Annotated in this window: 8 protein-coding genes; all 8 read right to left on the bottom strand. The window is 70.7% G+C overall.

Annotation, left to right across the window (positions count from 1 at the left end):
- Nucleotides 1-2: 2 nt before the first annotated feature.
- The 8 genes from chvE to J2S66_RS02965 all read right to left on the bottom strand — a co-directional run bounded on the left by chvE (nt 3) and on the right by J2S66_RS02965 (nt 12808).
- The gene (gene chvE, locus J2S66_RS03000; RefSeq protein WP_310303502.1) at nt 3-1115 is read right to left on the bottom strand and encodes a multiple monosaccharide ABC transporter substrate-binding protein; all 1113 of its coding nucleotides are present in this window, start codon (nt 1113-1115) and stop codon (nt 3-5) included.
- Nucleotides 1116-1179: 64 nt separating this feature from the next.
- Entirely contained in the window at nt 1180-2688 is a 1509-nt protein-coding gene (gene araA / locus J2S66_RS02995) for an L-arabinose isomerase (RefSeq protein ID WP_310303499.1), read from the bottom strand.
- A 20-nt stretch (nt 2689-2708) separates the two neighbouring features.
- Nucleotides 2709-3365 (bottom strand): L-ribulose-5-phosphate 4-epimerase, encoded by a 657-nt coding sequence (locus J2S66_RS02990; RefSeq protein ID WP_310303496.1) that lies wholly within the window; start codon nt 3363-3365, stop codon nt 2709-2711.
- Entirely contained in the window at nt 3362-5032 is a 1671-nt protein-coding gene (araB, locus tag J2S66_RS02985) for a ribulokinase (RefSeq protein ID WP_310303493.1), read from the bottom strand. The genes J2S66_RS02990 and araB overlap by 4 nt, the downstream gene beginning before the upstream one ends.
- Before the next feature lie 268 nt (nt 5033-5300).
- Nucleotides 5301-6335 carry a LacI family DNA-binding transcriptional regulator gene (locus J2S66_RS02980; RefSeq protein ID WP_310303492.1) on the bottom strand — a complete coding sequence of 345 codons (1035 nt, stop codon included), beginning with the start codon at nt 6333-6335 and terminating at the stop codon, nt 5301-5303.
- A gap of 103 nt (nt 6336-6438) precedes the next feature.
- A complete protein-coding gene (locus J2S66_RS02975; RefSeq protein ID WP_310303489.1) occupies nt 6439-7908 on the bottom strand; it encodes a family 43 glycosylhydrolase in 1470 nt (489 codons plus the stop codon).
- 123 nt (nt 7909-8031) lie between these two features.
- A complete protein-coding gene (locus J2S66_RS02970) occupies nt 8032-10569 on the bottom strand; it encodes an alpha-L-arabinofuranosidase family protein (RefSeq protein ID WP_310303487.1) in 2538 nt (845 codons plus the stop codon).
- A 94-nt stretch (nt 10570-10663) separates the two neighbouring features.
- Nucleotides 10664-12808 (bottom strand): immunoglobulin-like domain-containing protein, encoded by a 2145-nt coding sequence (locus J2S66_RS02965; RefSeq protein WP_310303485.1) that lies wholly within the window; start codon nt 12806-12808, stop codon nt 10664-10666.
- Between the last annotated feature and the right edge of the window lie 15 nt (nt 12809-12823).

Here is a 12823-nt window from a genome sequence, read left to right as displayed (position 1 = left end):
ATCTACCTCAACTGGTCTTCGGTGTAGTAGCCGGTGTCGACCAGGACCTGCTTGTAGTTGTTCTTGTCGACGATGATCGAGTCGAGCAGGAACGACGGGACGACCTTCACGCCGTTGTCGTAGTCCTTCTCGTTGTTGACCTGCGGCTTGCCGCCCTTGAGCACCGCGTCGGCCATCTCCACGGTGGCCTTGGCCAGCTCGCGGGTGTCCTTCTGGATGGTCGAGTACTGCTCGTTCGCGACGATCGACTTCACCGAGGCGACCTCGGCGTCCTGACCGGTCACGACCGGGTACGCGGTGCCGCCGGTGCCGTAGCCGCTGCTCTTGAGCGCGGACAGGATGCCGATCGACAGGCCGTCGTACGGGGAGAGCACGCCCTGCACCTGGGCGCCGCCCTGGTAGGTGGAGGTCAGCAGGTCCTCCATGCGGCGCTGCGCGGTCGCCGGGTCCCAGCGCAGGATCGACACGGTCTTGAAGTCGGTCTGGCCGCTCTTGACGACCAGCGTGCCCTTGTCGATGTGCGGCTGGAGGACGGACATCGCGCCGTTGAAGAAGAACGTGGCGTTGTTGTCGTCCGGCGAACCGGCGAACAGCTCGATGTTCAGCGGGCCGGTCGCGGTGCCCTGGCTGCCGTCGGCGTTGATCACCTTCAGGCCGGTGAGCAGCGACGTCGCCTGCTGCACGCCCACCTTGAAGTTGTCGAACGTCGCGTAGTAGTCGACGCTGTCGGTGTTGCGCAGCAGCCGGTCGTACGCGATGACCGGGATCTTCGCGTCCTCGGCCTGCTGGAGCTGCGAGGTGATCGCGGTGCCGTCGATCGAGGCCACGATCAGCAGCTTCGCGCCCTTCGTGATCTGGTTCTCGATCTGGTTGGCCTGCGTCGGGATGTCGTTCTCGGCGTACTGGAGGTCGACCTGGTAGCCCTTGGCCTCCAACGCCTTCTTGATGTTGTCGCCGTCGTGGATCCAGCGCTCGGACGAGCGGGTCGGCATGGTCACGCCGACCAGCGCGCTGCCCGTGGAGCCGCTCTGCTGGTCGACGGTCTTCTCCGCCGAGCCGCAGGCGGACAGCACGAGGGCGGCCGCGGCGATGGCGGCGTACCGCGGAAACTTCATCGTTTCTCTCTCCCTTGGTGGTGCCCGGAGTGGGCTGGTGCAGCGCGGGACGGGGCCGCGCGGGTCAGTGCAGGCCCTGCGCGAGGCGGAAGTACGCCTGGTTCCAGCGCAGGCGGTCGCCGAACGACGCCGTGGTCGTGTCCCGGTCGATGACGACCAGCTCGGTGTTCACCATCTGCGCGAAGTCGCGCAGCGTCCCGGCGTCGACGGCCTGCGACATCACGGTGTGGTGCGGGCCGCCCGCGGTCAGCCACGACTCGGCCGACGTGGACAGCGACGGCGCGGGCTTCCAGACCGCGCGGGCCACCGGCAGGTTCGGCAGGGGCTCGTCCGGCGGGACCACCTCGACCTCGTTGGCGACCAGCCGGAAGCGGTCGCCCAGGTCGGCCAGGCCGACCACGACGGCGTCGCCCGGGTTCGCGTCGAACACCAGCCGCACCGGGTCCTCCCGGCCGCCGATGCCCAGCGGGTGCACCTCGCACGACGGCCGGTCGGCGGCGATCGTCGGGCACACCTCCAGCATGTGCGCGCCGAGGATCTTCGGCTCGCCGGGACCGAAGTGGTAGGTGTAGTCCTCCATGAACGACGTGCCGCGGCCCGTGCCCGCGCCCATCGCCTTGACCGCGGCCAGCAGCGCCGACGTCTTCCAGTCGCCCTCGCCGCCGAAGCCGTAGCCGTCGGCCATCAGCCGCTGCACGGCCAGGCCCGGCAGCTGCCGCAGCCCGCCCAGGTCCTCGAAGTTCGTGGTGAACGCGCCGAACCCGCCGTCGGTGAGGAACCGGCGCAGGCCGGCCTCGATGCGGGCCGCGTAGCGCAGCGAGTCGTGCCGCTCCCCGCCCTTGGCCAGCTCCGGGGCGAGCCGGTAGGCGTCGGCGTAGTCGGCCACCAGCAGGTCGACCTCGTCGTCGGCCACCGCGTCGACGACCTCGACCAGGTCGTTGACGCCGTAGGTGTTGACGCTGACGCCGAACCGCAGCTCGGCCTCCACCTTGTCGCCCTCGGTGACCGCGACGCCACGCATGTTGTCGCCGAAGCGGGCGAGCTTCAACCCGTTCAGGTGATCGTGGCCGGCGGCGGCCCGCATCCAGCCGTCGATGCGCTCGGCCAGCACCGGGTCGCTCGCGTGACCGGCGACGGTCTTGCGCGGCACGCCCAGCCTGGTCTGGATGAACCCGAACTCGCGGTCGCCGTGGGCGGCCTGGTTGAGGTTCATGAAGTCCATGTCGATGCTCGCCCAGGGCAGCGCCTCGTTGAGCTGGGTGTGCAGGTGCAGCAGCGGCTTGCGCAGCACGTCCAGGCCCGTGATCCACATCTTCGCGGGCGAGAACGTGTGCATCCACGCGATGACGCCGATGCACGTCGGGTCGGCGTTCGCCGCGAGCATGGTGTTGCGGATGGCCGCGGTGTCGGTCAGCACCGGTCGCCACACCACCTCGGCGGAGAGCTTCCCCGACTCGGTGAGCATCCGCTGGATCTGCTGCGACTGCTGGGCGACCTGGTCGAGCGTGTCCGGTCCGTAGAGGTGCTGGCTCCCGGTGAGGAACCAGACCTGCGGCTTCGCAGCAGAGGACATGCGGGGCTCCCCTCGTGGGCTCATTGCCCGTAGACGTTCTGGTAGCGCGCGTACAGGCTGTCGACGTGGTGCTGCTCGATCGGCTCCGGCCGGCCGAGCTGGTGTGCGAAGTGGACGGTACGCGCGACGTCCTCCAGCATCACCGCGGCCTTGACCGCCGACCGGGCGTCCTTGCCGATGGTGAACGGGCCGTGACCCTTCATCAGCACCGCCTTGGACCGGCTGGTCCGCAGCGTCTCCACGATGCCGCGGCCGATCGAGTCGTCGCCGATGAGCGCGAACGGCCCCACCGGGATGTCACCGCCGAACTCGTCGGCGATCATCGTGAGCACGCACGGGATCGGCTCGCCCCGCGCCGCCCACGCGGTCGCGTACGGGGAGTGCGTGTGCACCACGCCGCCGACCTCGGGCATGTGCCGGTACACGTAGGCGTGCGCGGCGGTGTCCGAGGAGGGGGCGTAGTCGCCCTCCACGAGGTTCCCGTGCAGGTCGGTCACGACCATCGCCTCGGGGGTCAGCTCGTCGTAGGACACGCCCGACGGCTTGATCACCATCAGGTCCTGCCCCGGCACGCGCGCCGACACGTTGCCCGCGGTCCAGATGACCAGCTCGTAGCGGGTCAGCTCCCGGTGCAGCCCGGCGACCGTGCGCCGGAGGTCCTCCACCGCCGTCGTCACTTCTCCCCCTTCTCGGCGTCCTTGACCGCCCGGCGCAGCGCCTTGAGGCGGTGCATGACCTCGTTCGCGCCGCGCCCGAAGTGGTCGTGCAGCTCCTGGTACTCGACGAACAGCCGCTCGTAGGCCGCGACGTTCTCCGGGATCGGCCGGAACACCCCGCGCCGCACCGAGCCCATGGCCCGCGCGGCGGCGTGGATGTCCTCGTGCGCCTTCGCCGCCACGGCCGCGTGCAGCGCCGAGCCCAGCGCCGGTCCCTGCTCGGAGCCGATCACGGACAGCGGCATGTCCAGCACGTCGGCGTAGATCTGCATCAGCAGCCGGTTCTTCACCAGGCCGCCCGCGATCACCAGCTCGGTGACCGGGATGCCCGCGTCGGTGTAGGAGTCGACGATCACCCGCGTGCCGTACGCGGTCGCCTCCAGCAGCGCCCGGTAGGTGTCCTCGGCGCGGGTCGCCAGGGTCTGGCCCACGACCAGGCCGGACAGCTCGTGGTCGACCAGCACCGAGCGGTTGCCGCTGTGCCAGTCCAGCGCGATCAGGCCGTGCTCGCCGATCGCCTGCTCCGCCGCCAGCTCGGTGAGCAGGTCGTGCACCGAGATGCCCCGCTCACGCGCCCGCTCGTGGTAGGCGGGCGGCACGTTGTGCTCCACGAACCAGGCGAAGATGTCGCCCACGCCGCTCTGGCCCGACTCGTAGCCCCACAGGCCCGGCACGATGCCGCCCGGCACGACCCCGCACATGCCGGGCACCTCGCGCAGCTCCGCGCCGTTCATCACGTGGCACGTCGAGGTGCCCATGATCGCGACCATCTGCCCCGGCCCGACGGCCTGCGCCGCGGGGGCGGTGACGTGCGCGTCGACGTTGCCGACGGCCACCGCGATGCCCGGCGTCAGCCCGGTCCAGGCCGCGGCCTCCTCCGTCAGGCCGCCCGCGCGGTCGCCCAGCCGGCCCAGCGGGTGGTCGAGCTTGTCGGCCACGAACCCCGCGAAATCGGGGTTCAGCGCCGCCAGGAACTCCCGCGAGGGGTAGCCGTCCTGGTAGATGCCCTTGTAACCGGCCGTGCACGCGTTGCGCACGTACTGCCCGCACAGCTGCCACACGATCCAGTCGGCCGCCTCGACCCAGTGGTCGACCGCCGCGTAGACGCCGGGCGCCTCCTCCAGCAGCTGGAGCCCCTTGGCGAACTCCCACTCCGAGGAGATCAACCCGCCGTAGCGGGGCAACCACGCCTCGCCGCGCTCCTCCGCCAGGGCGTTGATCCGGTCGGCCTGCCCCTGCGCCGCGTGGTGCTTCCACAACTTGACGTAGGCGTGCGGCTCGCCGGCGAACTCCGGCAGCTCGTTGAGCGGCGTGCCGTCGGCCCTGACCGGCACCATCGTGCAGGCCGTGAAGTCCGTGCCGATGCCGATCACGTCGGCCGGGTCCACCCCCGCGTCCGCGATGGCGGCCGGGACCGCGTGCTTGAGCACGTCGACGTAGTCCTGGGGCACCTGGAGTGCCCACTCGGGGGGCAGCGGGGTGCCATCGGGCAGCGCCCGGTCCAGCACGCCGTGCCGGTAGTCGTGCACGCCGGTGCCCAACTCGGCCCCGTCGCGCACCCGCACCACCACCGCGCGACCGGACAACGTGCCGAAGTCGACACCCACCACCAACGGTTCGCTCGCCATGGTTGGTGAGTGTTATCGCTAACATTCACGACGTCAAGACCTGCCCGCAACGTGGTCTTAACGACTTAGTGAGCGTGCACAACGGCGGCCACCCGACCAGCCGCCCACCACCCAGCCTAGGCCCACCGACCGCCACACCGACACCCGTACCCCGCGCGAGTCGTACGTCCAGGCCCCGCGAGTCGTACGTTCGGGCACCGCGAGTCGTACGTCCACGCCCCGCACCCCGCGTCCGGCAGCACCGGGCGCGGGGTCCTCGAAGATCCGGTCAGCGCGGCGGCGCGACGCTGTCCCGCGTCACCAGCGACGGCGCGATCGTGCGCTGCGAGGCGCCCACCTCGCCGTCGCCGACCTGGGCCAGCAGCAGCCCCAGCGTCTCCCGCGCCACCGCGTCGAAGTCCGGCCTGATCGTGGTCAGCGGCGGGATGAAGTAGGCCGCCTCCGGCACGTCGTCGAACCCGACCACGCTCACGTCGTGCGGCACCGTGCGGCCGCGTTCGCTCATCGCGCGCAGGATGCCGAGCGCCAGGTGGTCGTTCGCCGCGAAGATCGCCGTGACCTCGGGCATCCGGGCCAGCATCTGCCCCGCCCGGTACCCGGACGCGGCACTCCAGTCGGCCGGCACCACCGGCGGCACCTCCAGCCCCGCCGTCTCCAGCGCGCTGCGCCAACCCCTTATGCGACCGGCGCTGTCGAACCAGTCGGGAGGCCCCGACACGTGCCACACGGTGCGGTGCCCCGCCTCCAGCAGGTGCGTGGTCGCCGCGAACGCCCCCGCCGCCTGGTCGACGGTCACCAGGGGCGTCGAGCGCTCCGGGTCGCCGTCCACCGTGACCAGCGGGATGCCCGCGGAGACGGCGCCGACCGCGTCGTTGGCCGACGCGGTCGGCGCGATGACCACTATCCCCGCGACGCGCTGGTCGCGGTGCCGCTCCACGGCGTCGGAGATGGAGTTGCGGTCCAGCACGTTCACCCGGCCCACGCTCACCGCGAACCCGGCCTCGGCCGCCGCCTGCTCGAACGCGGCGAGCAGCGAGGCCGGGCCGTAGAGGGTCGAGTTCTGCGCCACCACCCCGATGAGCTGGGACCGCCCGGTGACCAGCGCGCGGGCCGCCTTGTTGGGCCGGTAGCCCAGCTCGGCGATGGCCGCGCGCACCCGCAGCCTTGTCTGCTCCCGGACGTTCGGGTGGCCGTTGAGCACCCTCGACACCGTCTGGTGCGAGACCCCGGCGAGCTTGGCGACGTCCGTCATCGCGGGATCGCGCGCGGTCCTGTGCTCCACTGCTGCCCCATCTCCACTCATGCCGACACCTTGCGATGTTAGCGATAACACCTGTTGTCCACCACGAAGGTGCTCTCACGACCATTGTCCACCAGAGACCGTCCCCAGGAGGTCAGGACGCGCATCAGCCGAGGCGGAAAGTCGCCCGCTCGCGCGCGCCCCGGTCGTTGCCCGGCGCGGTGAGCACCAGGCGCCCGGCCCCGTCGTGCGCCACGTACCGCGCCGGGTCCGCGGCCAACCGCAGCGACACGCCGTCGCGGCCCGCCAGACCCGCCACCCGCACGAACGACGCCGTCCGCCCGTAGGCGTCGGAGTCCTCGTACGGGTCGACGCGCAACGCCGCGCCGTCCACCCGCGCGTACCGCTCCGGGAAGTTCACCGACTGCACGGCGGTCGTGCCCGCGCCCAGGAACCCGTCGACGAGGCGGAACTGCGAGTCGCCCAGCTCGCGCACGTCGCCGTCGACGCGCAACCGGTAGTCGTGGTGCCGCACGACGAGCCGGGGCGAGTCGACCGGCGACAACCGCACCACCGGCCCGCCCTCGCCGAGGGGGACCCCGAAGCTCGGCGTGCCGTCGTCGTTCCAGTGCACCTTCTGCACGCGGGTGTGCCGGTTCGGGTCGAACAGCGGGTCGCCGGTGATGTCCCGGTAGTCGCGGGCGTGGTAGACCAGCACGTCCTGGTCGCCGACGGTGGTGAACGAGTTGTGCCCGGGGCCGTACCGCCGCGTCGCGTCGTTCGTCGTGAAGACCGGGTTCGGCGACTTGGTCCACGAACGCGCGTCGAGCAGGTTCGCGTTCTCGTCGGCGGTGAGCAGGCCCATGCAGTAGCGGGCATCGGTGGCGCTGGCCGAGAAGGTGACGAACACCCGGCCGTTGCGGATGAGCACCGCCGGCCCCTCGTTCACCTTGAAGCCCTGGACCTCCCAGGGCAGGGTGGGCACGGCGATGCGCACGGGTGCGCTCCCGAGTTCCAGCGGCGTGGCCATCTCGGCGATGTAGAGGTTGCTGTTGGTCGCGATGCCGGGCTCGCTCTGCGCCCACAGGAAGTACCGCTTGCCGCGGTGCTCGAACGTGGTCGCGTCGAGCGTGAAGGTGTCCCAGGCGGTGACCACCTGCCCCTTGAGCACCCACCCGCCCTCGCGCGGGTCGGCCTTGTCCGACTCCAGCACGTAGGTGCGGATGCGGAACGGCTCGTCGGAGTCGCCCGCGGCGAAGTAGACGTACCACCGGCCGTCGACGCGGTGCAGCTCCGGGGCCCAGACGTAGCCGCCCATCCTCCCGGACGCGGGCCGTCGCCAGATCGTGCGCTCGCGGGCCGTGGCCAGGCCGTCCAGGGTGGACGCGCCGCGGACGACGACCCGGTCGTACTCGGGGACGGAGCCGGTCAGGTAGTACATGCCGTCCACGGGCGTGGTGACGAACGGGTCGGCGCGCTGCTCCACCAGGGGGTTGCGGGTGGGCAGGTCGGCCGCCTGCGCCGGGACGCGCTCCTGCTGCTGTTGCGCGGAGGCGACGGCCGCCGAAGCGGGCAGGGTGCCCGCCACGGCCAGCGCGCCACCGGCGCGGAACAGGGACCTGCGGTCGAGACTCACAACGGCTCCTCTCGGTTCGCCACCCGGCCGGTCACCCGATGTGGTGATCATGCTCGCGGACCGATGACGTTCGAACAGGTGTTCCATACCTTGGACTTCATGAAGATCCCGATGCGGGTGCGGTCAGCGTCGTTTGTCCTTGAGCCGCAAGAAGGTCACCGAGTGGGGTGGGAAGGTGTGGGTGAAGCCGGACGAGACGCGCACCTGGGTCTTGCGCGCCTTCACGGGCTGGGTGAACTCCGTGTTCACGTCGTCCGGCAGGCCTTCCAGCACCGTCGCCTCCGCAGCGGGCAGGACCCAGGTGCCGGCCCCCAGGTCGACCTTCGTGCGGGCGGCGTTCGCCTGCGCGTTGACCACCTTGAGGATCAGCTCGCCGGTCTTCTGGTCGCGGGTGACCACCTGGCGGAAGGGTTCGGGCGCCCGGTTGGTGTCGTCGGCGAACTCGGCCCACTTCCGCCCGTCGATGAAGAGCTTCACGGTGCGGCCGCGCACCTCGACCCGCAAGTCGTAGGTGCGGCCGGTCTCGATGGTGGTGTCGTCCGAGTGGAAGACGCGCGAGGAGTTGCCGCCGTCCACGGCGGAGCGGGTGTTGTTCCAGCCGCCGAGGTTCCACCAGAACGGGTTGCCGCCGCCGTTGACCGCGAAGGGGATCAGGAAGCCCTCGCCGCCGGAGCGCTTGGTGGCCTTGACGCTGAACGTGAAGTCGCTCCAGGTGGGGTCGCCCGCGGTCACCAGGGGGTTCGTGACGCCGGTGTCGGCCTGCACGTAGGCGCCGTCCACCACGCCCCAGTCGCCCGTGCCGTTGCCGGTCCACCGGCTCGCGTCACCGGAGAAGTCGTCCGCGAACAGCTCGCGCCCGTCCGCGGCGGTGACCTTCACGTCGTCGTAGGCGACCGACGTGGCCCAGGAGGAGAGGCCGATGGCGCCGGTGATCGGTTGAGGGTTCCACGGGGTGCCGGAGGCCGTGCTCTTCACGACGTGGTCACCCACGTTGTTCATGAACAGCTTCTGCACCTCGTAGGAGGCCGAACCCCAGGAGGCGTCGTTGTCGAACCAGATCATGTCCGGCCGCCACTGCACGTAGTCCTCGTTGGACAGCAGCGGCGCGTAGGAGGCGAGCTTCACCACGTCGGCGTTGCGCTCCAGCCCGGTCATGAAGGCGGCCTCGGCGAGGGCGTTGGCGAACCTGTTGTCCTGAGAGGCGTACTCGCCGAGGAAGACCTTCGGTCCGTTGCGGTCGTAGGAGTCGTAGCGGTCGTTGTTCTCCAGGAACCAGCTCGGGCTGTTGTAGTAGTGCTCGTCCACCATCTCGACGCCGGCGTCGCGGTTGAGCTGCCAGAGCCGGTCGAAGGTGTCGCCCGTGTCGTCCGGGCCGGAGTTGCCCACCACGGTGATGTCGGGGTACCTGGCCTCGATCGCCGCGCGGAACCGCGTGAAGTTGGCGAAGAACGCGTCGGGCAGGTTCTCCTCGTTGCCCACTCCGAGGTGCGTCAGCCCGAACGGCGCCGGGTGGCCCATCTCGGCGCGCTTGCGCCCCCAGGTCGAGTCGGCCGGTCCGTTGGCGAACTCGATCAGGTCGAGCGTGTCCTGGATGTGCCGCTGGAGCAGCGCCGGGTCGTCGGTGGCGCGGTTCTGGCCGCAGCCGGTGACGAGCGCGGGCACCACGGGCAGCGGCATGGCACCGATGTCCTCGGCGAACTGGAAGTACTCGTAGTAGCCGAGGCCGTAGGACTGGTTGTAGCCCCAGAAGTTGGCGCTGGTGGCGCGCTCCTCGATCGGGCCGATGGTGTCCTTCCACTGGTACGAGCGCTTGCGCTCGTAGCCGGTCGAGGCGTCGTACCCGTAGTGGCTGCCGGTGTTGACCAGGCAGCCGCCGGGGAAGCGGACGAAGCCGGGCTTGAGGGCGGCGATCTTCTCGGCGAGGTCCTCGCGCAGGCCGTGGCCCTTGTAGGTGTCCCGCGGCATGAGCGAGACCATGTCCAGCCGCAGGGTGCCCGCTCCCCCGCCGCTGACGAGCAGCCTGCCCGTGGTGGACGACTCGCGTGCGCGGAAGGTGCCGGTGTACTTGGTCCAGCCGTCGCCGCGCACCTGGATCTTCAGCCCCGGTGCCAACTCCTTGCCCGCGGGGTCGGTGAGGCCGACGGTGAGCGGCGTGCCCGCCGCCTGGTCGGTGCGGGCCCAGGCGGAGAAGTCGTACTTCTCATCGCGCTCGACGTTGATGCCGGAGTTGTAGCCGGCGTTGATGATCCCGGCGGGCAGGCCGAGCTTGAGGTGGCGCCGGTTGCGCTCATTGAGCCGCGCGTCGTCGTCGACCACGTCGAGCGTGCCGCCGGTCGGCGCCCAGCCGGTGAGGGGTGTGTAGCCGGCGTTGTCGGCCGGGTCGTACTCGAACGACCGGTTCTGCACCAGTTCGGCGTAGAGCCCGCCGTCGGCGGCCCGGTTGATGTCCTCGAAGAAGACGCCGTACATGGTGTGGTCGATCGGGGCGCCCTTGGCCTGCGGGTCGATGCCGATGGTGTAGTCGGTCCGGGCCGCCGCCTGCGCGGCGAAGCCGGGCAACGCGTACCCGCCCCCGCCGGCCGCCGAGGCCGGGCTGAGCGCCGGCACGGCGAGGGCTACCGCCAGTACGGCGGGCAGCAGTGTCAGAGAACGAGATCTCACAACCCAATCCCTTCGTGGAGACCCGTCACATCACGCGCGCACGCTCCGTCCGGTCGGGCCGGTCACCGGCTGAGGTGCTCGTCCGATCTCCGGTTCACGGGTAGGCGGCCCGGACGCGGTCCATCTCCGCCTTGGTGACCGGCAGGACGGTGCCGTGCCGGGGGCGGCTGGGCAGTTGGTAGTCGGTCGACATCCGCCACTGCCCGGAGGTCAGGTCGGTGGTCTCGAAGGGCACGTAGCCGCGTCCGCCGAACTCGTCGATGAACAGGTACCACTTGTCCTCGGTGTTCGACTTGAAGACCGTGGGGCCCTCGCCCTGCCGGATCGAGCCCTTGCCGATGCAGTCGGCCACGAAGTCGTAGGAGGTGGCGCGCAGCTCGGCGGACCGCTCGGCCAGGATGAACTTGCTGCACGGCGTGGAGGAGGTGTTGTTCCGCTCGTCCTTGGTGAACCGGTAGTACTCCGCGCCGTGCTTGATCACGGTCGAGTCGATCACCGAGTAGCCCGGGTCCACCCAGACCTGCGGCTCGGTGAAGGTGCGGAAGTCGCGGGTGGTCGCGTACAGCATCTTGTTGTAGGTGTTGCCCGTGTGCCCCGGGTCGTCCTCGGCGTAGAGCTTCGACGCCCAGAAGACGACGTACGCGCCGATGCTGTCGTCGTAGTACGCCTCGGGTGCCCACGTGTTGCCTGCGGTCTCCGGGGAGACCTGGACGTGGCGCTGCTGCGACCAGTTCACGAGGTCCGTGGATTCCCACACCTCGATGTGGCGGCTGCCCTTACGCTGCACGAGGTCCCAGTTGCCGTTCCCGTGCATCTTCAGGTCGGTGGCGATGAGGAAGAACCTGTCGCCCTCGGGTGAGCGGATGATGAACGGGTCGCGGACGCCCTTGTCGCCCAGGGAGGAGGTGAGCACCGGGTTGCCGCCGTTGAGCTCGTCCCACTTCAGCGCGTCGTTGCCCCGGCTGGCGGCGAAGTGGACCTGCTCGCCGGACGCGGTGCCCTCGCCGGTGAAGTAGCCGAAGAGGTAGCCCTCGTAGTCCTGCTGCTGCGGCAGCGGGGTCACGGTGAGCTCGAAGCGGCGCTTGGCCTGCTTGCGGCCGCTCTCGACGGTCGCGGTGAGGGTGACGCGTTCGGCGCGCTCGCCGTGCGCCGGTCGGGTGACCTCGCCGGTGTCGGTGACGACCTTCTTCTTCGTCGACTTCCAGGACACCTCGGTGCCGTGCAGACCGGTGGTGGGGAGGGTGAGGTTGCCGCGGACGTCGGAGGCGTTCCAGACGGTCAGCGCGGCGGCGGCCTCGTCGACCTTCTGGCGGTCGGTCGGCTCGGGGAGGACGGTGACCGTGAAGGCGCGGGTCAGGCCGTGCGCCGACGCGGTGAGGGTGACGGTTTCCGGGCGGCTGCCCGGCGCGGGGCGGGTGACGGCGCCGGTGGCGGTCACGTACCGGGTGTCACTGCTGTGCCAGGTGATGGTCGAGCCGTAGGGGCCGGCGGTCGGCAGGGTGAGGTCCGCGGTGACGGCGGACAGGTCGCCGAGGTCGAGGGCGGCCAGGTCGCGGCGGGCCTTCTCCTCGTCGGACACGAAGCCCAGCTCGTGCACCTCGGCGGGGGTGAGCGCGCGGTCGTAGAGGCGGAAGTCGCGGATGGCGCCCTTGAGGTGGCGGTCGCCGCTGTAGACCGAACGGCCGAGGTGGTTGGCGGTCGTGGTGCCGTTGCCGATGGCGGCGGGGGTGGTGGTGACATCGGTCCTGCGGCCGACTTCGACACCGTCCTCGTAGAGCACGGCGGTGCCGCCCGCCAACGTGTAGGTGAGCGTCTTCCAGACGCCCCTGGCGAGGTCGCGCCCGGCCGTGGCGGTCTGCTCGGTGGACCAGTTGCCGGTGGCGATGGAGGTGCGGTAGGCGTTGCCCGTGGTGAAGAGGTAACCGTTGCCCGCGCTGCCCGACGAGTTGCCGAGGCCCCAGATGAAGTAGGGCGTGGACTGGTCGGCGTCGATCCGGACCTGGATCGAGACGGAGACGTCGGTCAGGCCGCGCATCAGGTCGTCGGGCAGGTCGACGTGCCCGTCGACGCCGCCGAGGCGGAGGCCGTCGGCGCCGGAGGGCGTGGCGTCTCCGACGATGGTGGCGGGCCGGCCGCCGCCGGAGGCGTCGGCCGCGACGGTGCCGGAGGTCTCGGTGAGGGGGTGGTGCAGGACGAGTTCGTTGGTCACGCCGGCGGCCGAGGCGGTCGGGGCGACCACTGCCGCGACCACTGC

Source organism: Saccharothrix longispora (assembly GCF_031455225.1).
Lineage (GTDB): Bacteria > Actinomycetota > Actinomycetes > Mycobacteriales > Pseudonocardiaceae > Actinosynnema > Actinosynnema longispora.
This window is presented reverse-complemented; position numbering and strand designations above follow the sequence as displayed.

Bases quoted from the DNA above. Each gene is read 5' to 3' on its own strand.
- araB (WP_310303493.1), bottom strand. From the start codon at position 5,032: ATGGCGAGCGAACCGTTGGTGGTGGGTGTCGACTTCGGCACGTTGTCC.
- araA (WP_310303499.1), bottom strand. From the start codon at position 2,688: ATGTCCTCTGCTGCGAAGCCGCAGGTCTGGTTCCTCACCGGGAGCCAG.
- J2S66_RS02980 (WP_310303492.1), bottom strand. From the start codon at position 6,335: ATGAGTGGAGATGGGGCAGCAGTGGAGCACAGGACCGCGCGCGATCCC.
- chvE (WP_310303502.1), bottom strand. From the start codon at position 1,115: ATGAAGTTTCCGCGGTACGCCGCCATCGCCGCGGCCGCCCTCGTGCTG.